We start from the raw sequence: 23,208 nt of genomic DNA, 5'->3' as shown, positions 1-23,208 counted from the left end.
ATCTCAATCTTGCTTGAAGGTTGCTTGAGAGCCGCAGCAGTCGCTGCTCCCTGCGCCAATTCACCGACCGCCTGGCCGCAGAGAGCGACCTGAATCTGGGCCGCAGGCGGTTATCAGATGGCGATGGGCGATGCGCCTTTCAGGCAAGCGGCCAGGCATAACACAGACGAGTAATCTCCAGCAGGGACGCCACCAGTGCCCACAGGAGGGAAAGAGCAGATCGACCCACGCCGGGCTGCTCCCGCTGGGCCTCCTCTCTTCTGCCAGAGCTACCCTCCTTCCCGGTGATCAGGAGAGCAGATCAAGGCTGATTTTGAGCGCCATATCGACGCGCGCGAGTTCCTCCTTGGTAATGCTCCCGCGTTTACGGATCAGGCGCGACTTCTCGATGGTCATGATCTGCTCACACTTTACATCAGTGAAGTCGGTCAATCCGTTTTCCGGCGTTGGCGCGATGCGCACGTGCAGGGGCAGTTCACGCTCTGTACGGCTCATCGAGGCAACAATCGTCAAGGGATAAGTGGAGGAAGCGTTACCTCGATCATTCTGGATGATCAAGGCAGGGCGGATACCCTGCTGCTCCGCGCCGCGCCCGGGAGACCAGTTAACATCCCAGATCTCGCCGCGCCTGGGACTAGGCATTTCGCGTATTCGATTGGCAGAATCCTCGCTATGGCTGGGGCTGGGCGATGTTTGCCTGGCCTCATTACTCATGCAACGATACCTTCACGCCCGGCCTCAAAATAAAATCGGGCATCTTCGAGAGTTTCAGGGAGAGATCCTAGATAAGCATACGCCTCATCGAGGGAGTGAGTCAAGGAGGAAAGAGCCTGTTCGCGTTTCTGGAGGATCGCCTGACGCAGTTGCTGGTAGTTATCCCGGCGCATGAGTTCCATAATTGTCTCCACAACATCCCCGAGGGAGGAGTCCAGTTCCATCGCCAGCGCCTTCAGCTCCTGGTGCTGTGTCAACGGAATTTGAATTGACTTACGAACGAGGTGCTCATGACGATAGAAGTCGGGATGCACAACTGCCATGAATCTGCCTCCTGCTGATTACGTGAGCCGTCTCTATCAATACCATTGTAATGAGTCCCCTCTCACTTGTCAATCAATGTGCAGCGCTCTTAAGAGTTTTTTAAGACCGCTACCACTAACCAGGATAAGACAATGAGAAACACTTTGCCAAAACGCAAGACACTTCCGTTCTTTTACTGAAACTCTTCTATCGCCTTTCTCGTGGGAGGGATAGGTGGAAAAACTACGGTAGCCACCAAAGCTGCTGAGTTTGATTGAGCCAGCCAGCCCTGAGCACACCAGAAGCTCTTTCGCCGACGAATGGCTGGCCGGGGCGCTGGGAGGCGAGACGGCTGCGGCCCTGGAGGTCAAGACCAGGACTTCCGGTCATCCATACGACACAGCCAGTTACCGCTCTGGCCACCCAGGCCGAGGTCCGCTAAGACAACAGTTAGCAGGGAGGCAGCCTATCAGGATAAAGTGCGCTCTGCCTATCCTGCTGAGCGACCCTTGCCGGCTCACGCCTTGCACTGCTGCTGCGTGGTAACTATAATGAAAATTGAATCCCACACCGAAGGATGCAAGCCATGCCGCAAGCGGTTCACGAAGGCACCGATCAGGAGAAACGGCCCCTTAAGGCGCTGGTGATCGACGATGAGCAGTCGATTATCGAGTTTATCAAGCTAGGTCTCCACTACGAGGGCTTCGAGGTGGTGTCGGCCCCCGACGGCGAGCAGGGAGTGACGGCGGCACAGCGCTGTGATCCCGACATTGTGATTCTGGACCTGATGCTGCCGGATATGGATGGTCTGGAGGTCTGCCGTCGCTTGCGCGAGAATCCGGTGACAAGCGATGTGCCAATCTTGATGCTGACGGCCAGAGATGATGTGCGCGATCGAGTGCTCGGTCTCGATAGCGGCGCCGATGACTACCTGACAAAGCCCTTCAGCTTCGAGGAGCTGGTCGCACGTATACGCGCTATCTTGCGCCGCTTGCGTCGCAGCGGACACGGCGAGCGGGCTGGCTCTCCTGACTCTGCGCACATTCTGCAGTTCGAGGACCTCTGGATGAATACGGCCACGCGCGAGGTCCGTCGCGGCAACCGTCCTATCGAGCTGACCGCCACAGAGTATAATCTGTTACACCTGTTTATGACCCATCCGCGCCAGGTGCTGGATCGTCAGACGATCCTCAACCGCGTCTGGGGATACGATTTTCTTGGGGAGACGAATATTATCGAGGTGTATGTGCGCTACCTGCGCGAGAAGATTGAAGATACTCCCAGTTCTCCCCGCCTGATCCAGACGGTGCGCGGAGTCGGCTATATTCTGAAAGGCCAGGGATAGCTGTTATGCCAGCCGAGCGAGGAACGGTGAGGATACGCACGGAAGGAGCTCCCGATGGGTCCACAGATGACGAGAAGATGAATGAGTCATTAGCGGATGGAACCATGGGTCGGGAAGGGCAGGGCAGCGGCCACACGACTGGTCAGGCTGAGGCCACGGCACTGGCTGCTCTTCGGCGGCGTCCCCTGACCGCCGGTCCGCTGGTGGCTGCTTCTGTGCGTCTGCCGCTAGACCGTCTGAGTCTGCGCCTGGCTCTCTTGCAGCTCGCGATTCTGGCCCTGGGCCTGGCGCTGATGGCTCTGCTAATCTTCCTGCTGACTCACGTGAGGTCTCTGAATACGCCGCTCGCCTTCGTGGGCGCTTATGGGCTACTGGTACTGTTGCTTGGAAGCTTGAGCGTACTGACAACGGCACTGCAGCTGCGTCCCTTGCAGGAGCTGGCTCAGGTCGCTCAGGCACTGGCCAGGGGGGACTTCAGCCAGCGCGCACTGCTGCCCCCTTCAGCTTCTCCCCCAGCCCCCGACGAGCTGACTCGCCTGGGCCAGAGCCTCAACGCGCTCGCGGGACAGGTGGAGCTGGCTACGACCCATCAGCACGAGAGCGAGGCCCGCGTCCAGCGTCTCCTCAGCAGCGCCTCTCATGAGCTGCGTACTCCTCTCACATCGATCCGCGGCCTCTCGGAGGTGCTGCTACGCGGACCGGTAGAGAACCCCGAGCTACTTCAGCGTGTTCTGCGTCTGATTAAGAACGAGTCCGAGCGCATGACACGCCTGATCAACGATATGTTGACGCTGGTTCGCTTGGAGGAGGGGCGTCCACTCCAGGTGCGCACGGTGGATCTGGTGGAGCTGGCGGTGGAGAGCGTTGAGCAGGCCCGCCTCTTCTCTGGCGAGCAGGGTCCACGTATTCAATTGGAGCTGGCCACCCAGGAGCGGCTGGTTGTTCACGGCGATATGGACCGCCTGAAGCAGGCGCTGGCCGCCCTGCTGGACAACGCCGTGAAGTACGGACGGCCCTTTCCCGAGGGCCAGGTGATTGTCCGCCTTGATCGCCACGCCGATCTCGGTGAGATCCAGGTGATTGACAATGGGCCAGGTATCGCTCCCGAGGATCTGCCTTATATTTTTGAACGTTTTTATCGCGGTCGCCATATTCCGCCAAGCCGCGCAGATGGCAGCGCGATCCCCGGGGCTGGCCTGGGCCTGGCGATTGCCCGGGCAATTGCTCGCGCTCATCAGGGAGAGGTGAGCGTGCATAGCGAGCCGGATAAAGGGTCGGTATTCTCTCTGACTTTGCCCTGCCTCTCCGGTTCGCCGACGCGACCTCTGCCTCCGGCGTCTGGAACGGAGTCCTAGCACCACCGCCACTCTCAGCCCCGGCCGCATTCCGGCTCGGGCTCCTCCCGGATCTGCCCTGCTCTCCACCCGATCCCCGTCCTCTTGTTGGTCTCCGACGCCTCTTTGATCGGCAGCAGTAGCTCCTTTACAGGCCGCTCTGGACCTCACACATTGCCTCATCCATGAGCCGGTTGACTCTGGTCAGGCGGACGGTCTTATGAGCATTGACCGCGCATTGTGCACATGGTACACTGCCTTCGATCGCTGCAACGCTGCTTATGACGGCAACTGCCACCCATTGGAGTGCACAGAAGCAGCCAGGCAACCGGTGAGCAAGAAGAGGCGCTCTCTCCTGTCTGTAGGAGCAGCCATGTGAGCTGAGCATGCGCGGTGGAGGGCTACCGCTATGTGGATGTCAACCCTGGATCTTGACCCCAAACGGGCGATTGTGACTTCGCTGCTAGGGCACTTCTGGCGGGGAGCGTATTTTTCATCGTTTGCTCCGCTGCAGGTCCAAAACCTGCCCCGGCGCCCTTTGCCAGCCCCCGACTGGGTGCGCGTGCGCAACCGACTGGCAGGGATCTGCGGCAGTGATCTGGCTTTGGTTGCTGCTGATGTTGATCCGCGGGTGGCGGCAGCTCTGGCCGGCCAGCAGTTGTACCCGGGCCATGAGGTGGTGGGCGAGGTGATCGAGGTGGGCGATGCGGTTCAGACCTTGCAGGTGGGCGACACGGTAGTGCTGCAGTACGCCCCTCACTGCCTGACGTTGGGTGTCCAGCCGCCTTGCCGGGCCTGCGCTGCCGGTGACTATAACCTCTGCGAGCGGGCCTATCAGCCCGGACCCGCCCAGATCGGCTCGGGTTGGTGTGAGGAGATGCTAGTTCATGAGCGGCAGCTTTTCCAGCTACCTGAGTCGCCTGAGAAACCGGGGGAGCCATTGCTAAGCGACGAACAGGCGGTGATGTTGGAGCCAACAGCGGTGGCCCTGCATGCGGTACTGCGCTGCCCTCCGCAACCAGACGAGCGGGTGCTCATTATTGGGGCAGGCACGATTGGTTTGTTGACGCTCCAGGTGGTGCGGGCTTTGGTACCACAGGCAGTAGTGGGAGTGATGGCTCGCCACGCTTTCCAGGTGGAGCGAGCCACCCGCCTGGGTGCGACCCATATTATCTACCCCCAGGACCGCTATCGCGAGGTGGCGCGCGTCACGGGCGCCGAGCTGGTTAGTGGGCCTCTCGGCCAGCCGATCGTGATGGGCGGCTACGATGTGATCTATGATACTGTGGGTCAGAGTCAGACCATTCAAGATGCACTGCGCTGGACACGCGCCGGCGGCACCGTGGTCCTGGTTGGTCGCAGCCTTCACCGCTTGCACCTGGACTTGACCCCCGTGTGGTCGCGCGAGGTGAATCTGCTCGGCTCGCTGACGCACGGCCAGGAGTATTGGCCGCCAGAACAGCCAGGCCGCCACTCAACTTTTGCTGTCGCCTGTGAGTTGATCGCTCAGGGATTGCTGGCCCCCGAGCAGTTGATTACTCACCGCTTCGCCCTGACTGACTATCGCCACGCTCTGAGCACAGCCATGCGGCGAGCCCAGACGCGTGCAATTAAGGTGATCTTTGACTACGCGCTGCAACCGGCTCTGGTGGTGCCTAATGTGCGCGCTTCCCGCATGCGCCCCCGGCAGACCGCCCCGGCACCGCTGCATCTGCCTCACGCCGCCTCGATCACGGCAACAACCGGCCCACAGGCCCATACGGATATCGAAAGTGAGACCGAGACCTTCGCTCCGCCCCCGACCTCACGCCGCGCCTCTGCCCCCTCCCATGATGTAACAAATCGTTCTTCCCGCGCGTTAGAACTAGAGAGAGAGGAGGAGGAACCAACCCCAGGCCCCTGCACAGAACGCGCTGACGATGCCTGATTTTAAACATTTGTTGATAACGTTTTTATAATAGATACACAGCATGGTTCCTATTAGGAGTCTTTATGTCTCTGTTCTCGAAAAAGTCTGTCAAAAGTGCTACCTTTTTAGCAGACACCCCAGTTGCGCTACCCGGGAAGAGAGAGACATCGGGGAAGGTACCCTCCCGACGCCAGCGGCGCGCCAGTCGTCTACGGCTCTTTCTCGGAATTGGCATGCTTGTGCTGGCCTTCATCACCGCTGGGGGAGCGCTTTTCGCCTACTTTAACGCGGCCTATCTCTTCCCCGGACCGCTCCCTTCCTCGGTGATAGCTGATCCCTTTGCCAGCAATCCCTCTGGCCCGTTCATCGCTGCCCCCTATAGCCCGGCTCAGATTAACGCCTTACGTCATCTGAGCGACCATATGTCCTACAAGCAGCTCGCGAGTCTCTACGTGGCGCGGATGTCGCTGGATGAGAAGCTGGGCCAGCTGATTATGGTGGAGTACGCCGACGATTACTACTCACCCGACCTGGACAATATGATTACAAATTTGCACGCAGGGGGCGTCATTCTCTATGAGTTTCAGATGCAGAGCTTTGCCCAGACCAAGCACGATATTGCCCTGATGCAGCAGCATGCCAAAATTCCTCTGTTGATCTCCACTGACGAAGAAGGTGGCCCCTACGTTCACCGCCTCTCTCATATCTACGGTTCGCGCCCATCGGCCTGGGATATCTACCAGTCGGGTAGCGTGGCTTATGCAGCTCAACAGGGCCACAAGATGGCCCACGATCTTCTGGCGCTGGGCATCAACGTCGACCTGGCCCCCGATGTCGATGTGATGCTAGTACCAGGCTATGACACGGTGACACGAACATTCGGTACGACCGCCCAGGATGTGATTAAGTACGCCGGCCCTTTTATGGCCGCTATGCAGCAGGACGGTCTGATCGCCTGCATCAAACACTACCCCGGCGGCCTGGGCGATACCACGGAGGACGCGCATAAGACCCTCCCCTCCGATAACCGTAGCGTCAGCCAGATTTACTCGACCGAGCTGGCCCCTTATAAGTACTTTGTAAACGCCTCTAATCCGTATATGCGCCCGGGCATGATTATGTCTACCGATGTGCTGATGCCCGCGATCGATCCGCATTGGCCCGGAGAGCTGTCGTACCGCTTCATGACCCAGATTCTGCGCCAGGAGTTCGGCTACGATGGCGTGGTGATTACCGACGCCCTCTATATGCAGGGCATCGCCCAGCAATGGGACATGTCAGAGGCCGCCGTGCTGGCCCTGAATGCCGGTAACGATATGCTCCTCGGCCCTACCGGCAGCGATCAAACGCTGGCGATGATTAACGGCCTCAAGGCGGCGCTCCAGGATGGACGGCTCTCGATCCTGCGGGTCAACGAGGCAGTGACGCGCATTCTGGCCCTGAAGATGCAGTATCATCTGATGCCCGCGGTTCCTCCTTCAGCCTAGGAGCTGCCTGAGTAATGTGTTTCTTCTCTCTCTTTCATTTGCTCTCTTAGTACGCTGATTGATATCTGTGGATTATATCACTTGTCTTACTTCTCTAGAGTAGAATAAGAGAAAATGCTAAGCTGAATGCAGGAGTCTCCTGGCAATGTTCACTGACAGCAACCCTCCGATGGTGGTCCCTCGCCCGCAAGAGCACCCAGAAGCAGGGGCCAGCGCTGCTACGCCTGTTCGGCAGCGGCCTCGTCGCCGTCGGCGCTCGCTCTCCACCCTGCGTTTCTTGCTGGTCAGGGGCGGCACGCTCCTGCTTCTGGCGACGGTCCTGTTGGGTAAGGGCGATACACCGTGGCAGCCGCGGCAGATGAGCCAGCTCCAGGAGACGCTTCTGGCCGGCCCTTTTATTAGCAATCCGTTGACCCCCGCCCAGGTTGAGGCTCTGCGTCATCGCGAGGCCGCCATGAACGAGCAAGCCCTGGCCCGTCTCTACCTGGCCCACATGACTCTCGACCAAAAGCTCGGCCAGCTCTTCATGGTTCAGTATTATGGCATAACCTACTCGGCGGACCTGGAGACGATGATTCACGATCTCTATGCGGGTGGCGTGATTATGTACGCGGCCCAGATGCGTACCTTCCAGCAGACACGGGCCGATATCCAGCACATGCAGGCACAGGCCTGGATGCCGCTCTTCATTTCTGCGGATGAGGAGGGCGGCTTTGTCGAGCGGATCAACAATATCTACGGCCATCGGCCCGGGGCCCTGGAAGTCTATCAGACGGGCAAAGTCAGCAATGCCGCCGCGCTTGGTCACGGGATCGCTCATGATTTGAAGGCGCTGGGGTTGAACACCGACCTGGCCCCCGATGTCGATGTGCCGGTGGTCAATGGTCCCGATCAGTATCTACGCACGTGGGGCTATACGCCGCAGTCAGTAATCGACTACGGCGGGGCCTACCTGCGCGCTGTCCAGGGCGATGGGGTCATTGCCTGTCTCAAACATTTTCCGGGCCTGGGCGCCGCTCAAACTGATGCCCACGCCGATCTCCCGGTGATCAGGCGCAGCCGTGAGCAGATCTACAGCACTGAGCTGGTGCCTTTCAAACACTTCATCCAGTCCCCCCAGCCGCTAGACCACCCAGGCATGATCATGACAACCGACCTGCTGATGCCGGCTCTTGACCCTGTCTGGCCGGCGGAGCTGTCTCCGACTATTGTGACGGGCATTCTGCGCCAGGAGCTGGGTTACGACGGTGTAGTGATCACCGACGCACTCTATATGGAGGGTATCGCCAAGAAATGGAACCTGCCAGAGGCCGTGGTCTTAGCTCTGGCGGCGGGCAACGATATGATCCTGGGGGTGCGCAGCTCTTACGATCTGCGCAACGCTGTGGCCGCTATCAAGCAGGCCCTGGCCAGCGGACAGCTCTCGCAGAGCGCTATCGATGCTTCGGTCACGCGCATCATCGCTTTGAAGATCCACTACCATCTCTGGCCCATCCCCCGCTTCGTTTAGAGTCAGGGCAGGCGAGTCAACCAGCCAGCCGAGAGGACCGGGCACTGCGGGCAACGGTCGATCAGTGCAGTGCCTTCTTCTCTGCCAGCTGGAGCGGCAGGCCAAGAGGCAGAGAGAGAGGCAGACAAAGAGGCAAGAAGCTGAGCGCCAGCGCACGCGCACCCCTCTGGTCCTAGAGACTGGCCCCGTGCGTTGTCGGCCTTGGGGGACTATGCTATACTGGACTGGCACTAGCCGATTGTGTCAGGATACTCAGCTCAGCGAAGAACAGGTCTAGCACGTTTCTCCTGCCCGCCACGCCACATCTCCCCGGAGCGTTAGCGCGCTCAACAGCAGGCGTGGCGCGCACCATTCTATCCCAGGAGTGAGAAGACGATGGCTGAAGAGACTGCCCAGCTCCAGAATCCGTTTCTCGTCGGCGAGCGCGTCTATTTGCGCCCGCTGGAACCCACTCAGGACAATCATCTCTACGCGACCTGGCTCAACGATGAGGAGATTCGCCGCTATTTTTCGATCTATCCGACAAGCGACTCTCGTGCTAAGGAACGTCTGGAACAACTGTACAGGGATGGTAAACACATTATCTTTGGAGTAGCGCTTAAAAGCAACAATCGCCTGATCGGTCTCGTTGGTTTAAAGGATATTAACTATATTAACCAGACAGCAGAATTCTATATTATCATTGGCGATCGCGCGGTCTGGGGCCAGGGCTACGGTACCGAGGCCACCAAACTGATGATCCGCTATGGTTTCATGGAGTTGAACCTGAATCGTATTCAGACGCAGGACATGGAAGAGAATATCGGCGGCTGGCGGGCGGATGAGAAGGCTGGCTTTAAATACGAGGGGACCCTGCGTCAGGCGATTCTGCGCTTCGGCAAGTACCATGATGTTCGCGTCTACAGTTTGCTGAGAAGCGAATATCTTGAAAACCTACATCAGGACAATAAGGGAAGCTGAAGTTTGTTAGAGGACAGGCGTTTGTCATGACAGTTGTTGTGCAGGAAATCACAGATCGCGAGCAGTGGAACGCCTTTCTGACCTCCCAGCCAGGTGGACATCTGCTCCAGTCATATGAGTGGGGTGAGCTAACGAAGTATCTTGGTGGACGCATTTACCGGTTGGGCGCACTGGAAGGAGGCCAGCTGATCGGCGCCATGATGGTCTCGGTTGCTCCGGTGCCGCTGCCCGTTCGCCTGCCCGGTCTGCAGCTCAACTGGCTCTACAGCTCCCGTGGTCCCACGGTCGAGGCGCCGGACTCGCCAGCCCTGCCCGCGCTGATCGCTGAGGCCCACGCTATCGCCCGCCGCGAAGGCAGCGTGGTGCTGCGCCTCGAACCCAACATCGCCGATGATGACCCGCGTCTAGAGCAATGGCAGAATGCTTACCGCGCGCTCGGCTTTCGTACTTACCCCTATGCTATCCACCCACGGCGCAGCTGGGTGCTGGATATCCGGCCTCCTCTAGAAACCCTCTTTGCCAACTTCAAGATGACCTGGCGGCAGAACGTGCGCGTGGCCGGGCGCAAGGGTGTCACCGTGCGAGAAGCCAGCAGCGATGCCGATTTCGACGCCTATTATGCCCTGCTGAAGATCACCAGCGAGCGCGACGCTTTTTTCATCCACAGCAAAGACTATCATCGCGAGATCCTGCGCCAGTTCGCCACGCACGGTGATGCTGTGCTCTTCCTGGCCGAACACGAAGGCGAGGCCCTGGCCGCCAAGATGCTGATCCGCTTCGGAAATTGGTGTTGGGACATGTTTGGGGCCACCGCCAACCATAAGCGCAACCTGAAGGCCGCTTATCTGCTGCAGTATCGCTGTATCCAGTGGGCTAAAGAGCAGGGCTGCACGCACTTCGATTTTCGTGCTATTCCCGAGGTGCTGGAGCCTGGCGAAGAGATGTGGGGCGTCTACGAATATAAGCAAGGCTTTGGCGGCTATTCGCGCCTCAACATGCCAACGCAGGACTATGTCTATCGCCCCCTGATGTATCGCCTCTGGAGCAAGCTGGTAGAGATTCGGCGCGAGCGCAGGCGAGCCGAGCGGCGGCGGGTCGAGCTAGAGCGGGCGGCGCGTGGCAGGCAGGGAGGCAAGCCTGGCTCAGCCGGTCAAACCGATCGATCTGAGGCCTCGGCGCAGGGCGACAGTCAAAAGGAGAAAGGCGCCCGACCAGCAGAGCCAGCCTCGTCTTCCGGTGCCAGCCAGTGAGCGCCCTCCTCGCTCAGGCGTGTTCGCCACCAGCCTTGCGTAAACAGCGATAACGGGGAGAAGGGGGGAGCCGGCGCTTCTGCTTTAGCAGGCGGCTGGCTGGCCCAGGCAAATGCGGAAGAGGTCAGGCTCAGGCGCCGGTCATCGTCCTGAGCCAGGGGTGGGAAACTGTCTCTCCTGTGAGCGTTGATCTGCCATCTATTGCACTGATGCACTGATAAAGCGAGAGATTATGAACGTTGGTTGCACCTGTCCATCTCTGAGGGAAAATTTATGGAAGCGCGCCTTATTAGCGACCGGCAGCAGTGGAACGACTTTGTAGCTGCCTCGGTTTGCTGTAATATCACCCAGTCCTATGAGTGGGGGCAGCTGGCCCCTCATCTTGGAGCCGAAGCTCTGTATACCGGAGTTGTCGACGATCGGGGACAGCTCTGCGCTGCCATGCTCGTCCTTGTCTCGCGCCTGCCGGTGCTGGGAACCTATTTTTACGCTCCGCGCGGGCCAGTCATTGACGATCCCAGCTCACCGGCCCTGGGCCAGCTACTGGATTTTGTGCGCCAGGAGGCCCGGCGGCGCGGCGCCTTCATGCTCAAGGTAGAGCCGAGTGTGCCCGATGGTGATGAGAGCTGGCTGGCCGCCTTGCGCAGGCACGGCTTCCGCCGCACGCCCTACGCCATGCACATCCGCCACGAGTGGGTGCTGGACATCCGTCCCGACGAGCAGACCTTGCTGGCCAACATGAAAGAGAAGTGGCGCTATAACATTCGCCTGGCCGCCCGCAAGGGAGTCAGTGTACGCAGGGGTGAAGGGCCTGCAGACCTGGATACCTTTTACCGCCTCTACCGCATCACCAGTGAGCGTGATCACTTCTTCATCCATGAGAAGGCTCACTACGAGGACGTCATGCGCCTCTACAGCGAAGGCGACCGCGCTGCACTCTTCCTGGCCGAATATGAAGGGCAAGCGATCGCTGGTCTACTCGCCTTGCGCTTTGGCCGCTGGAGCTGGTACATGTACGGAGCTTCCTCAAACGAACACCGCAATCGCATGCCCAATCACCTGCTCCAATGGACAGCCATCCGCTGGGCCAAAGAGCATGGTTGCTGGTATTACAACTTCCGTGGCATTCCTGATGTTCTCGAGGAAGGGCAAGAGCTATGGGGGGTCTACATCTTCAAGCAAGGCTTCGGCGGCTATCCTCTGCGCTTCCTGGAGACCCATGACCTGGCCTACAAGCCCCTCGTCTATCAGGCTTATCGTCGTCTGCTGGATCTGAAGCGCTGGCGTGATCAGCAGCAGCGGAGCCGCTTGCAGCGTCAGCCCCAGGCCCAGCCAGCAATAGGCGGGGAACGGACAGCCCAGGCGCAGCGATCAGCTGATGCTCACCAGGCCGAGGCGGCTCTGCCTGGTGCCTCTCAGCAGGGCTAGAGAGCGCGTTGCTCAGCGGGTCTTTTGAGATCTGGCCCAGCAAAAGCCAAAAAAGAGGGGATCGGCCCTACGGTCCTGCCGATCCCCATTTTCTTGAGTGCTGCTTTAGCTCATCAGAGCGAGCTGCCTGTCTCTCTCCTGTAGCAGAGGAGAGGTCAGCTCTGGTGTCTTGTCTTGATCTCCCCCACGCTCCGAGCGGAGCGAGTCAGGATAAGTCTCCCCCTTATCCCAGCACGAGTGATCTGAGCTGTGCCAGAAAGCCTGGCTCAGGCTACTGACCAGAGCGCAGCGCCTGCAAAGCGGCCAGGCGCTCGCGGGCGATGGTGCTATCGGGCTTCACGCGTGCCAGGTTCTTATACACGCGGCTCGCCTGCTCGTACTCCCCGACTGACTGATAGGTCTGCCCGAGCATATCGTAGGCTTCGTAGTTATGGCGATCGATGGCAATCAACTGCTGCAGAGCAGCCACAGCCTCCTTGACCTGATGGGTCTCGAAGTAGTAGCGAGCCACCACCGTCTGATACTCGGTAGCCTCGCGTGTGCGACCGATGCGCCAGCAGAAAGCCACGACCTCGCGCAAGAGGCTCATATCGTTAGGAGCGAGGTCCACAGCGCGGCGATAGCAGGTCAGAGCCTCCTCATTATTGCCCATTTCGGCGTAGATATCGGCGATGCGGCGCATAGCTTCAGAGGCTTCACCGCGCTGATTACGGCGTTCATAGATATCGGCCAGCAGGCGCAGCTCGGCAATGCCCTCCTCAAGCTGGCCGCGATTAATATAGATGTCAGCCAGCTCGGCATGGGCGCGAGGGTCCTGGGGAGCCAGGCGCACCATCTCATTGAGCACATTGAGAGCGTTATCGCCCTGGCGTTTACTGAGATAGTAGCGAGCCAGCTCAGCGTACTCCTGGAGGGCGCTATCGATATCGCCCTGACGGGCCGAGATCTCGGCCAGAGCTGAGGCCACCTCATCCTGATAGGTGGTCATCTGCTTAATGCGGCGGAGCACCGCCTGCATCTGCTCCTCTTTGCCAGCGCGGCGGTAGGCCTTGGCCAGCAAGAGGGAGATTTCCACCTCGGGGGCCTGATGCTCCTCATCATCCTCGCGAGGGCGAGCGGCCCAGATGGTCGGGTCCATAGCGGCAGGTGAGCGGCGCACCAACTGCAGGGCCTGCTCCAATTGCTGAATAGCCTCCTCGGGCTTTCCCTGGGAGAGCAAGCAATGGGCCATGCTCACACGGGCCAGGACCTCTACCGCACTATCGCGCGTTGCCTGCTGATAGGAAGCCACGGCGCGATCGAAGTAGCCGGCCTGCTGATGGATCTGACCGAGCGAGAAATGGAGATCCGCGTTCCCCGGCTGCAATTCGAGGGCCTGCGTATATTCGCGTGCCACCACCTCATAATGGCGCTGGCCCTGACCGCGCAATTGCCAGCGAATGCGAGTCAGCAGTTCCAGAGCCGAAGCGCGCCCCGAGGGGGCGGCCCCTGTAATCATCAGGAGGTGCCAGCGAACCAGAGCCACGATATTGCGCGGGTCGACCTGCAGCACGCGCTGGTACTCAGCGGCGGCCTGCTGAGAGCGACCGAGCTTTTGAAGAGCCAGAGCGTAGTTCAAGCGAGTAGGCACGCTTGTTGGGCTTTCCTGCAGCGCCTGCTCCAACTCACTGAGAGCGCGATCCATGTAACCCAGGCGCAGATACGCCTCGGCGGCTTGAGTCCGCTCACGTAGCAGATCCTCCTTGTTTCCGTGTGAGGAGAGCAGATTGATCAGGCGCATGCGATAGGTCAGATTATTCGGCTCCAGCTGCAGGATACGCCGATAGGTAGCGATCGCGTCGTCGATGCGTCCATTGGCGATATAGGTATCGACCAGGATAGCATACTTCGTGATCGCCTGCTCGATGCGGCCCTGGCGCACATAGATCTCGCAGAGTACCTGGTGGACATCCAGATACTGGGGAGCAATCTCGATGACCTTCAAGCACTCATCGATGGCAGGATTCAGCAAGCCATGCTCGATGTAGCGCTGGATGTCCTGCATCGAGCGCACCACCTGCATACGGATGCCTTCGGGCAGCGAAGCCGTGCTGGCGAGCACGGCGCCAGCCACCTGCTGTAACGACTCGTCACGGGCCGTATTACCGGCGATTTTACTCAGCAGCTCCTCAACATTATCCCTGGTAGCAGATGGAGGGGTCGGAGAAGCCGGGCTGAGCTGCTCCAGCGTCAAGGGGGCGGGAGCCGGCGCGGCGGCAACGGACGGAGCCGCTGGTGGTGCAGGCACCTGGCCCTGAGCAGGGAACGGGTCCGGGGCCGGAGCCGGGGCTGGGGCTGGAGCTGGCGGAGCCGCTGGGGCCGGGGGCTGGAGCTCCACCTGTCGGGTTGGGCTATCGGTCAGCCAGGAAGCCGATGAAGCCGGGGCCGGTGGATTAGGAGCCGTAGGCGACGGGGGCGGAGCTGCCGGAGTCGCTGGCTGCGGCGCGGGGGCAGCCGGAGCTGGGGCTGGGGCCGGCGCAGCGGCAGCCGGGGCCGGCTGTGCTGGCGCAGGCTCATTGAGAATACCCGTCAGCCAGTCAGGTAACTCGCCGGCGGCAGACGCGGCAGAGGGCGCCGGCGCTGGAGCAGGAGCTGCTGGAGCCGGGGCTGGGGCCGGCGCCACAGGAGCGGCGGGAGGCTGAGGAGCCGCTGCTGGGCCGGGGCCGGGCACCGAGAACATCATGGTCGCCGCATCCTGGATGGAAGGGGTCGCCGGCTGCTCAGGTGGCAGTCCTGGAGGAGCCTGTAGCTGTTGCTGTTGCAAGGAAGGTGGCGGCGTACTGGGCTGAGGAGAAGGAGGCGCACTCTGCATCTGCTTCAAGAGCAGCTCCACCTGAGCGACTTTGTCGCTCCAGCCACGGCTGCGCAGGAAGCCAAGCAACGCGTTGTAGATTGTCAGGGCCTGCTCCTGCTCACCGAGCAAGCGATGGGCCTCTGCCGCCTCCTGACAGAGCTGGACCAGCTGATCCGCCTCCTCAATCGTCAGGGCATCGAGATTGACGCGGTCGACAGCCTCATCGAAATGGACAGTGGCCGTGCGCAGATCGCCGCGCGCGCGATAGCATTGTCCCAGGGCGTAGTAGCAAGAAAGCGCGTATTCAGGGTCATTGAGCAGCATCTGGAACTGGCGAATCGCGTCATCCCAACGCTTCTGCTCCTGATAGAGCCAGCCCAGAAAATAGCGAGCATCGGGACGATCGAAGCCGCTTTCGAGGATCTGCTCACAGAGATCGATGGCATCGTTGTAGCGACCCTGGGCCTGGAAAGCCTGCGCCTGACGCAAAATGCCCGTAACCTGGCTTGCCGTGATCCGTCTCTGCGGAGCTGCTCCTCCGCCAGCGGGGCCTGCAGGGGCGAGAGCCTGCCCCGGGTTCCCCATGCCGCCGAAATTGCCCGCGCTACCCATGTTACCCATGATGCCAGTATTACCTCCGCTTATGTTGCCCGGTGCGGCAGGGCCGGCGACCGGGCTACCAGTGAAAGAAGCCTCCTGACCTGCGTATCCATCCTCACCGGAGGGCGCGCCCGCCAGGGCCTCGCCGGCCAGCGAGCCTGCTGAGCCTGCGGGCCGCTGCGGCAGGCCAGCGATCTGCTCCAGAAGCGACCGCGCCTCAGCGTTGGAGACATCGACACGCAGGACCTCTTCACATTGAGCGCGGGCTGCTGCCAGGTCATTTCGGAGCAGATAGCCCCTGGCGGCAGCCAGGCGCTCCTGTATCATCAACGACAGATCTTTCTTCTCTGCGTAGTAGTTTGCGAGCCGCTCGTGAGGTTCAGGGCTAGCAGGCGAGAACTGAAGCGCCTTCTGCCAGGCGGCCTCTGCCCGTGCTCCCTGGCCAGCCTGGGCGTAAAGATCAGCAAGCTGCAGATAGGCATTGTAAGCCTCCTCGCGCCTGCTCAACCAGCCATACAACTCGGCGACTTTGCTTAGGACAATGATATCATGAGGCTTGCGCTTCAGCAGATACTCATATTCATCCAGCGCCTGCTGCCACTGCTTGGTCTGCATATAGCAGAAGCCCAGGCCCTCATGCGCCGCTGTGTCGTCTGGGAACTCTGCCAGCGCCCGCTGATACTCGCGGGCTGCCTCCGTCCACTTGCTATCCCAACGGTAGCGGTCGGCGGCATCCATTGCTGTCTCGAAAACCTGTCTGTTCCCAGGCATGTGGGCTTCGCTTTCTTCCTTCTCTCTTCTCTACTCAGAATGGGCACCTGCCAACAAGTTCACCTTCATTTTGTCACTAGGTTACTACAATCCTGCATTGAAGCTCTCTTTTTGGTACTAAAGTACTTAGCCCTCCTCTCCCAGCCTCCAGCCCGGCTCACTGCTCACCTCCCACTCCTCTCCCATACAAAAACAGGTTGCTTGCTATAGAAAGAGCGAATAACACTGCTCGCTTGTTAAAGATAATAGAATATATTTAAATTTTGAAGTATACTGAATAGTAGCAAGAAAATTCTAGCCACGATGAATGCCTCACAGGAGTAACGACGAAGGCCGACAGCGGTGCTGTATATCTGCGCTTGTCGCGCCCTACTAGCAAAGCCAGATCGCACGGCACCCGCTTGCCCGGAAGCCAGACATGCAGGAAGGAGGTCTCATGCTCTTCACACGGGCCTTCTCGGGCCGCCCCTCTCTCTCACCTCTGCGCTTGACACTTTTTAGCATCACCCTGTTAGAGGAAATGCTCTCGGGCATTCCCACTATTGGCTTACCCCTACTGCGCCACCAGGTACCGATGACCTATACGCAGATCGGCCTGCTTTTTACGCTGGGGGCGGCAATGTCAATGGTGTTAGAGCCTTTGAGCAACGTGCTGAGTGACCTGGGGAAGACGAAGAAAATCTGGGTTATTGGCGGCCTGCTGGTGCTCTCCGGCTCGTTCGTGCTAGCCGGCCTGGCCCGCTCGTTCGCCGTTATTCTGTTAGCATTCGCCTTGCTTTATCCCTCCAACGATATTGCCCTGGGAGCGGCGCAGTCTTCGCTGATCGATGAGAATCCCCACCGCAGTACGCGTACGATGCTGCGTCTGGCCTTCATCGGCAATTTGGGCGATTTCCTTACACCGCTGACGGTGACCATTATTGCGCTGCTGGCTCTGGGTTGGGCCAGTCTCTGCTGGCTGGCCGCGGTGATCTGGCTGGTGGTGGCCTTGTTTTCCTGCGCCCTGCGCTTCCCCCAGGTGGAGCGCAGCGAGGGGCGACGCTCGCGTCTGGGCCTCTTGCTGGAAGGTTTTGTGGCAGCGCTGCGCAATCCTCTCCTGCTCGGCTGGGTCGTGATCGCCACCTTGCCAGTGATGCTTGATGAAGTCTATAGATCATTTGTTTCTCTTTATTTACAGGATATGCTTCACTTATCAGATGACGCGGTAGAGAGTTTGATCACGTTTGAGAGCGCTTCTGGCTTCGCCGGCCTGCTGCTCTGCGAGCTGCTGCTGGCCGTGGGGTTGACGGTGCGCCAGCTCCTGGCCGGCTCGGCGCTGGTGGCTCTGATCGGGATGACGGCCTTGCTGCTGACCCGCTCGCTCTGGCTGGCCGGTCTGCTGCTCTGCGTGGTGGGAGCAAGTTCGATCTCCTGGTTTCCGCTGGCCCGGGCCCAGGTCTACGAGCGCTTGCCGGGCCGCTCGGGCACGGGTCGAGCCTTGTTGAGCCTGGGCACACCTTTCTCCGTGGTCTTACCCAGTATTGTAGGACTCATCGCCGGTCGCCTGGGCATTACGGCAGGCGTGGCCTTCCTGGAGCTGGCGCCGCTCGGCATTTTCTTGCTGCTCCTGGTGCAGCGTGCTGAGCCGCGGGCAACGCCGGCCTGAAAGCGTCCTCCTTGCTCCCTTTCTCCTTTCCGACGATGCGAGCTGATCGTCGTTCTACCCTGGGCGCCGGACCGCAGGGTAGAACGACGCAGCGCCGCATTCTCGGCTATGGTATGATGGACGCCAGGAGATTTCGCCTGTGGAGGAAGGAGGCTTCTTGATGTCTGCTACGATCTTCGACAGCCGCCCCCTGGCGGCGCGCATGATGGCTGAGTTACAGCAGGAGGCAGCCGAGTTTCGCAAGCAGCACCGCCGCTCGGCGCGCCTGGCGCAAATTATCATTGGTCGTGATCCCGCCGCTGAGGTCTACAGCCGCCAGCTTGTCCGCTCCTGCCGTCGCATTGGTCTGAGCTGCGTGACGCTGGCCTACCCATTCGAGGTAGAGGAGGAAGAGATCCGCTCAGAGGTCGCCACACTGAGCGAGGCCCCAACGACTGACGGGATCGTGCTACTCTTGCCCTTGCCGGACCATATTCGCCAGCGCGTGGTGACCGAGATCCTGCGCCCCGAAAAGGATGTTGATGGCCTTGGGCCACGCAATGCCGGCAATCTCCTGCTCGGTTTTCCTAGCTTTATCCCCTCGACCGCAGATGTGGTGCTAACAGTGCTGCGCGAGGCTGGCATCCGCGTAGCTGGTCAGCATGCGGTCATTGTGGGTCGGAGCAATATCGGGGGCAAGCCGATCGCGCTGACGCTGATGCGTGAGGATGCCACGGTGACAATCTGCCACTCACAGACCCGCGATTTGGCGGAGATTACCCGCAGCGCGGATATTTTGGTAGTAAGCACGGGCAAGCCAGGACTGATCACTGCCGAGATGGTGAAGCCTGGGGCGGTGGTGCTGGACGCTGGCATTACCACGGTTGATGGGAAGGTGGTTGGCGACGTCGATAGCGAGAGTGTAGCCCGCGTGGCCTCATTTCTGACGCCAGTACCCGGTGGTCTCGGCCCTCTGACTCACCTGATGCTGATTCGCCATACGCTACTTGGACCTCAGTGAAGCATGTCGAAGAAGAGGGAGCAAAGAGCAAGAGATGTCGCTTTCGGGACTGCCCTGCGGCGATTGGTCCGGGCCTGAGCCTCGTCGTTGAGGCCCGGACCTGGCCTTGCGCGGGGAGGACAAGACAGAGCGCCTTTGCGCTCTGGCGGTTGCCCCTCGACCAACGGCTCAGCGTCGGCGCGAGGGCCGCGGTGAAAGGAGGCGCTTCTTGCGAGCGAGGACAGGGGCCGGCAGCCCGTTCCGCTCGTTCGTCCTCATCCTCATGAGAGCCATGCCCAGCCCAACCAGACCAGGGCAGCCCTGCTGCGCTAGGGCTCTGGCTCGTATTGTTCAAGAAAACGAATCACTTCGCGCGTGATCTGGCTGGGGGTCGAGGCTCCCGCTGTCACTGCGACGCGCTTCTTGCCCTTGAGCCATTCCAGTTTCAGCTCGGAGAGATCCTCGATGCGGACGGCAGGAACGCCGGCTAGCTCTTCTGAGACCTGCACAAGACGGTTGGTGTTGTTGCTTCGGGGATCACCCACCACGATCGTAAGATCGGCCCCTTTCGCCTGCCGCACCACTGCCTCTTGCCTGAGCTGCGTGGCGGCGCAGATGTCAATGTAGACCTTGACCTGGGGATAACGAGCCTTGATGTACTCAATGATACGTTGTGTGTCCCATTGCGAGAGAGTGGTCTGTGTCGAGATAGCCAGTTTCTTTTCCTGCTCTGGCGTGAGCTGCAGGGCATCGACGTCGGCTTCGCTCTCGATGAGGCTAATATGGCCCGGGACCTCTCCCATGACTCCCTCGGGCTCAGGATGCCCTTTCTTGCCAATGTAGAGAATATAGTAGCCCTCCGCCACCAGCTCGCGCACTAGGTCATGGGTCTTGGTCACATCAGGACAGGTGGCATCAATACAGCAGAGGCCACGCTCACGCGCTCGCTCCTTGACCAGGGGCGAGACGCCATGCGCGGTAAAGATTACTGTTCCTTCTTTGACCTGCTCAAGGATCGCCGCACGGTTCGGCCCATCGAGGGTAATGATGCCCAGGGCGGTCAGCTCTTCAATAGCATGACGGTTGTGAACGATCTGGCCAATGATATGGATTGGACGGGGCAGCATTGGATCTTTGGCAGCCCGACGAGCAATTTGCAAAGCGTCAACGACGCCATAGCAGTAGCCGCGGGGAGAGATCTTGATCACTTCCATAACGTCCTCATTCGCTCCCTGCGCCTGAGAGCAGGCAGATAGATAGCTTTCTCAACAGAAGAGCGGCCAGCTAGGACCTCAAGAGAAGGCTCTCTGTGGCCATTCTTATGGTACCATAGAATCAGCTCGCTTTAGCACAGCTGTTGTGGAGAATACGCTGGAGGTCGGCGGGGGTATAGAGGCAGACAAAGGGCAATAGGCCGACCATTTCTTCAACGGAAGGGCTACGCGCCAGATCCAGAATGATTAAGGGAACCTGGCGATTGCCGCACCCCTGGGCAATAGCCGCCGCGGAAATGAGCGGCGCGGCAGGTGCTGCAGCCGGAATGCTGATAAGCAACTGTACTTGCGGTAGCAGCCTGTCCAGTTGATTTGCACTCTCTTCCTCATAGATAGATTGCATACCAGCTTGCTTCAGCAATTGCACAAATGGCCGCCGTAGCTCTTCCGGTCCAATCAGCAGGGCGGAACGACCGTGCAAGCCTCCCAGGCACGCATCTGCAATTGATACAACCTGTGGCGCGAGATTCTGCATGCGATTCTCTCTCCTCCAGAAACATCCTCTTGATCGCGAGTGCCAGATGCCATGCTCTGACAGCATGGCTCAAGATGTTCCTGTTTATCGTAGCGTATGGCAAAGTGCCAGGCATCAGGTAATCACCTGATTTTGTCTGGGCCTCCCTGGGTATTTTTTTATAGGGTTCTGACCTGGCCTGGCCTGAAGGCGGCCCAGCCCGCTCAAAACTCAGCCTGAGCTGGGGCGCTTGCGCCCGGCCCGCCTACCATCACCGCCGCGTTGTTGACATCCATTTCAGCGATAGACTATACTAAAGAAAGCTCTTGAACAGACAAAGAATAAGCCAGCGTTGACCCTTCTTTTTTTTGCGTGTCTTCCTGTTCACAGAGGAAAGGATGCAGCGGTTGCTTGTTGATAGCCACGCCCATGTCGATGCTCCCCGTTTTAAGAAAGATCGCGATGCGGTGCTGCGCGCCGCATTCGCAGGGGGGATCGGCTACATCGTTGATCCCGGCTGCGATCTGGAGTCGAGTCGTGCGGCGATAGCTCTGGCCCAGAGCTATCCTGGTCAGATCTTCGCCGCCGTTGGCGTGCATCCTCACGAGGCCACCTCTTACAATGAGGAGGTAGAGGCTCAACTGCGCAGTCTGGCACGCGCGCCCGAGGTGGTGGCCATTGGCGAATTTGGGCTTGATTACTTTCGTATGCTTTCACCACGTGATGTGCAGAGGGCGGTTTTCTGTGCCCATCTGGAGCTTGCTCGCAGCTGCAACCTCCCCTGCATCATCCATGTGCGCGATGCTCACGAAGATGTGATCGAGCTGCTGCGTGCTCATGGCCGGGGGCTGCGTGGGGTCTTCCACTGCTTCTCGGGCGATGTAGCCCAGGCTGAGGAATGCCTTTCCTTCGAGGGCTTCATGCTCTCCTTCGCTGGCCCTTTGACCCGCCCGGGCAACGCCCTGCCCGCGGTCGCCAGCATGGTTCCCCTCGATCGCGTGCTGGTCGAGACCGATAGCCCCTATCTTGTCCCGTTGCCCCTGCGCGCCAGACGTAACGAGCCGCTCTTCGTGAAGCATGTGGCCCAGAAGCTAGCCGAGATCCGGGGCCTGACGCTGGACGAAATCGCTCAGATCACTACAGCGAACGCCACGCGCCTGTTCGGTCTTGGAGAACGCCATGAAGCTGTTTAATACGCTCACCCAGCGAGTGGAGACGTTTGTACCCCTCGAAGGGAACAATGTGCGTATCTACGTGTGTGGGGTGACGCCCTACGATACTACCCACCTGGGTCATGCCTTCACCTACGCTTCTTTCGATACGCTCATTCGCTATCTGGAATTCCGTGGTTACTCTGTGCGCTACGTGCAGAATGTCACGGACATCGATGACGATATTTTGCGCAAGGCGCGCGAACTGGGTGTGCCCTGGGACGAGCTGGGCAGGCGCGAGACCGAGAGGTTTCTGCGCGATATGGATGCGCTCAATGTCCGCCGCCCGACTTTCTACGTGCGCGCAACCGATGAGATTCCACACATTATCGAGATAGTGCAGCAACTGATCGAGCGCGGCTATGCCTACGTGAGCGACGGCTGCGTCTACTACGATGTGCGTCGTGATCCCGACTTCGGTGTCCTGGGGCGCGCTATTGGCCTCAACGACTATGACGCCATGCTGGCGGTGGCCAACGAGCGCGGCAATTATCCTGATGACCGGCGCAAACGCGATCCACTGGATTTTGTTCTCTGGCAGGCTCAGGCTCCCGGTGAGCCTGCCTGGCCCAGCCCCTGGGGACCGGGACGCCCGGGGTGGCATATTGAATGCAGTGCGATGGCACTCCACTACCTGGGGGAGCAGCTCGATATCCACGGCGGCGGGGCCGATCTGGCTTTCCCTCACCATACTTGCGAGATCGCCCAATCTGAGCACTACACGGGCAAGGCGCCTTTTGTCCGCTACTGGCTACATACCGGCATGGTCTACCAGCAGGGAGAGAAGATGAGCAAGTCGCTGGGCAACCTGACCCTGGTCAGCGACCTGCTGAAGCAGTATAGCGCTAATGCGATCCGCCTCCTGCTGCTGAATCACCATTATCGCCAGCCCTGGGAATGCTTCCCCGCCGACCTGCAGCTGGCCAGCCAGCAAGCCGCCCTTTTCGAGGAGGTAGCAGCCCTGGCCGCTGGCTGCCCGGCGGAGACCACGGAGAGCAGCAGCGAGCTGCGCGCTCACTTCGAGTCCCTCTTAGATGACGATCTGAAGACGCCCGAGGCGGTGCAGCTGCTACAGGAGACCGGCCAGGCCGCGCTGGCCAGCCGCGATGTCTGCCTCGCCAGCGACGTTGCTCGTCTCCTGCGCGTGCTGGGCCTGCGCTACTAGGTCCTGTCCGCCGCCTCTCATCCGAGATAGACCACG

The 23,208-nt window shown here is 59.9% G+C and carries 17 protein-coding genes; 12 read left to right on the top strand and 5 right to left on the bottom strand.

Annotation, left to right across the window (positions count from 1 at the left end; translation table 11 throughout):
* Positions 1-288: 288 nt before the first annotated feature.
* A complete protein-coding gene (locus A4R35_RS14475) occupies positions 289-642 on the bottom strand; it encodes a type II toxin-antitoxin system PemK/MazF family toxin (RefSeq protein ID WP_189361816.1) in 354 nt (117 codons plus the stop codon).
* A gap of 68 nt (positions 643-710) precedes the next feature.
* Positions 711-1,037: a hypothetical protein gene (locus A4R35_RS14470; RefSeq protein ID WP_112430539.1), complete on the bottom strand. Its 327-nt coding sequence runs from the start codon at positions 1,035-1,037 to the stop codon at positions 711-713.
* Positions 1,038-1,603: 566 nt separating this feature from the next.
* Here A4R35_RS14470 and A4R35_RS14465 point away from each other — a divergent pair.
* From A4R35_RS14465 to A4R35_RS14430, 8 genes are all read left to right on the top strand, one after another.
* Positions 1,604-2,362 carry a response regulator transcription factor gene (locus A4R35_RS14465; protein WP_112430537.1) on the top strand — a complete coding sequence of 253 codons (759 nt, stop codon included), beginning with the start codon at positions 1,604-1,606 and terminating at the stop codon, positions 2,360-2,362.
* A gap of 77 nt (positions 2,363-2,439) precedes the next feature.
* Positions 2,440-3,717 carry a sensor histidine kinase gene (locus A4R35_RS14460; protein ID WP_189361814.1) on the top strand — a complete coding sequence of 426 codons (1,278 nt, stop codon included), beginning with the start codon at positions 2,440-2,442 and terminating at the stop codon, positions 3,715-3,717.
* Between the two features lie 388 nt (positions 3,718-4,105).
* On the top strand, positions 4,106-5,623 hold the full coding sequence (locus tag A4R35_RS14455) for a zinc-dependent alcohol dehydrogenase (protein ID WP_112430533.1): 1,518 nt from the start codon (positions 4,106-4,108) through the stop codon (positions 5,621-5,623).
* Positions 5,624-5,688: 65 nt separating this feature from the next.
* A complete protein-coding gene (locus tag A4R35_RS14450) occupies positions 5,689-7,092 on the top strand; it encodes a glycoside hydrolase family 3 N-terminal domain-containing protein (protein WP_112430531.1) in 1,404 nt (467 codons plus the stop codon).
* Between the two features lie 145 nt (positions 7,093-7,237).
* Complete coding sequence (locus A4R35_RS14445) at positions 7,238-8,602, top strand: glycoside hydrolase family 3 N-terminal domain-containing protein (RefSeq protein ID WP_112430529.1); 1,365 nt, start codon at positions 7,238-7,240, stop codon at positions 8,600-8,602.
* Between the two features lie 375 nt (positions 8,603-8,977).
* The gene (locus A4R35_RS14440; RefSeq protein ID WP_112430527.1) at positions 8,978-9,562 is read left to right on the top strand and encodes a GNAT family N-acetyltransferase; all 585 of its coding nucleotides are present in this window, start codon (positions 8,978-8,980) and stop codon (positions 9,560-9,562) included.
* 26 nt (positions 9,563-9,588) lie between these two features.
* Positions 9,589-10,812, top strand: a complete 1,224-nt coding sequence (locus A4R35_RS14435) for a lipid II:glycine glycyltransferase FemX (RefSeq protein ID WP_112430525.1) — start codon at positions 9,589-9,591, stop codon at positions 10,810-10,812.
* A gap of 273 nt (positions 10,813-11,085) precedes the next feature.
* The gene (locus tag A4R35_RS14430; RefSeq protein WP_112430523.1) at positions 11,086-12,240 is read left to right on the top strand and encodes a lipid II:glycine glycyltransferase FemX; all 1,155 of its coding nucleotides are present in this window, start codon (positions 11,086-11,088) and stop codon (positions 12,238-12,240) included.
* Between the two features lie 271 nt (positions 12,241-12,511).
* On the opposite strand, the gene A4R35_RS14425 is transcribed toward A4R35_RS14430, so the two are convergent.
* On the bottom strand, positions 12,512-16,444 hold the full coding sequence (locus A4R35_RS14425) for a tetratricopeptide repeat protein (protein ID WP_112430521.1): 3,933 nt from the start codon (positions 16,442-16,444) through the stop codon (positions 12,512-12,514).
* Between the two features lie 436 nt (positions 16,445-16,880).
* Here A4R35_RS14425 and A4R35_RS14420 point away from each other — a divergent pair, with 436 nt between their 5' ends.
* The gene (locus A4R35_RS14420; RefSeq protein ID WP_189361812.1) at positions 16,881-18,089 is read left to right on the top strand and encodes an MFS transporter; all 1,209 of its coding nucleotides are present in this window, start codon (positions 16,881-16,883) and stop codon (positions 18,087-18,089) included.
* A gap of 160 nt (positions 18,090-18,249) precedes the next feature.
* On the top strand, positions 18,250-19,089 hold the full coding sequence (locus tag A4R35_RS14415) for a bifunctional 5,10-methylenetetrahydrofolate dehydrogenase/5,10-methenyltetrahydrofolate cyclohydrolase (RefSeq protein ID WP_112430516.1): 840 nt from the start codon (positions 18,250-18,252) through the stop codon (positions 19,087-19,089).
* A gap of 308 nt (positions 19,090-19,397) precedes the next feature.
* On the opposite strand, the gene A4R35_RS14410 is transcribed toward A4R35_RS14415, so the two are convergent.
* On the bottom strand, positions 19,398-20,282 hold the full coding sequence (locus A4R35_RS14410; RefSeq protein ID WP_112430514.1) for a 4-hydroxy-3-methylbut-2-enyl diphosphate reductase: 885 nt from the start codon (positions 20,280-20,282) through the stop codon (positions 19,398-19,400).
* Positions 20,283-20,403: 121 nt separating this feature from the next.
* Entirely contained in the window at positions 20,404-20,817 is a 414-nt protein-coding gene (locus A4R35_RS14405; RefSeq protein ID WP_112430512.1) for a hypothetical protein, read from the bottom strand.
* Between the two features lie 377 nt (positions 20,818-21,194).
* On the opposite strand from A4R35_RS14405, the gene A4R35_RS14400 reads away from it, so the two are divergent.
* A complete protein-coding gene (locus A4R35_RS14400) occupies positions 21,195-21,989 on the top strand; it encodes a TatD family hydrolase (RefSeq protein ID WP_223258343.1) in 795 nt (264 codons plus the stop codon).
* Complete coding sequence (cysS, locus tag A4R35_RS14395) at positions 21,976-23,172, top strand: cysteine--tRNA ligase (protein WP_112430510.1); 1,197 nt, start codon at positions 21,976-21,978, stop codon at positions 23,170-23,172. The genes A4R35_RS14400 and cysS overlap by 14 nt, the downstream gene beginning before the upstream one ends.
* The last annotated feature ends 36 nt before the right edge of the window (positions 23,173-23,208 follow it).

The organism is Thermogemmatispora tikiterensis, assembly GCF_003268475.1.
Lineage (GTDB): Bacteria > Chloroflexota > Ktedonobacteria > Ktedonobacterales > Ktedonobacteraceae > Thermogemmatispora > Thermogemmatispora tikiterensis.
The sequence above is the reverse complement of the archived record's forward strand: the minus strand, read 5'-3'. Positions and strand labels throughout refer to the sequence as shown.

Bases quoted from the DNA above. Each gene is read 5' to 3' on its own strand.
- A4R35_RS14475 (WP_189361816.1), bottom strand. From the start codon at position 642: ATGCCTAGTCCCAGGCGCGGCGAGATCTGGGATGTTAACTGGTCTCCC.
- A4R35_RS14470 (WP_112430539.1), bottom strand. From the start codon at position 1,037: ATGGCAGTTGTGCATCCCGACTTCTATCGTCATGAGCACCTCGTTCGT.
- A4R35_RS14465 (WP_112430537.1), top strand. From the start codon at position 1,604: ATGCCGCAAGCGGTTCACGAAGGCACCGATCAGGAGAAACGGCCCCTT.
- A4R35_RS14460 (WP_189361814.1), top strand. From the start codon at position 2,440: ATGAATGAGTCATTAGCGGATGGAACCATGGGTCGGGAAGGGCAGGGC.
- A4R35_RS14455 (WP_112430533.1), top strand. From the start codon at position 4,106: ATGTGGATGTCAACCCTGGATCTTGACCCCAAACGGGCGATTGTGACT.
- A4R35_RS14450 (WP_112430531.1), top strand. From the start codon at position 5,689: ATGTCTCTGTTCTCGAAAAAGTCTGTCAAAAGTGCTACCTTTTTAGCA.
- A4R35_RS14445 (WP_112430529.1), top strand. From the start codon at position 7,238: ATGTTCACTGACAGCAACCCTCCGATGGTGGTCCCTCGCCCGCAAGAG.
- A4R35_RS14440 (WP_112430527.1), top strand. From the start codon at position 8,978: ATGGCTGAAGAGACTGCCCAGCTCCAGAATCCGTTTCTCGTCGGCGAG.
- A4R35_RS14435 (WP_112430525.1), top strand. From the start codon at position 9,589: ATGACAGTTGTTGTGCAGGAAATCACAGATCGCGAGCAGTGGAACGCC.
- A4R35_RS14430 (WP_112430523.1), top strand. From the start codon at position 11,086: ATGGAAGCGCGCCTTATTAGCGACCGGCAGCAGTGGAACGACTTTGTA.
- A4R35_RS14425 (WP_112430521.1), bottom strand. From the start codon at position 16,444: ATGCCTGGGAACAGACAGGTTTTCGAGACAGCAATGGATGCCGCCGAC.
- A4R35_RS14420 (WP_189361812.1), top strand. From the start codon at position 16,881: ATGCTCTTCACACGGGCCTTCTCGGGCCGCCCCTCTCTCTCACCTCTG.
- A4R35_RS14415 (WP_112430516.1), top strand. From the start codon at position 18,250: ATGTCTGCTACGATCTTCGACAGCCGCCCCCTGGCGGCGCGCATGATG.
- A4R35_RS14410 (WP_112430514.1), bottom strand. From the start codon at position 20,282: ATGGAAGTGATCAAGATCTCTCCCCGCGGCTACTGCTATGGCGTCGTT.
- A4R35_RS14405 (WP_112430512.1), bottom strand. From the start codon at position 20,817: ATGCAGAATCTCGCGCCACAGGTTGTATCAATTGCAGATGCGTGCCTG.
- A4R35_RS14400 (WP_223258343.1), top strand. From the start codon at position 21,195: ATGCAGCGGTTGCTTGTTGATAGCCACGCCCATGTCGATGCTCCCCGT.
- cysS (WP_112430510.1), top strand. From the start codon at position 21,976: ATGAAGCTGTTTAATACGCTCACCCAGCGAGTGGAGACGTTTGTACCC.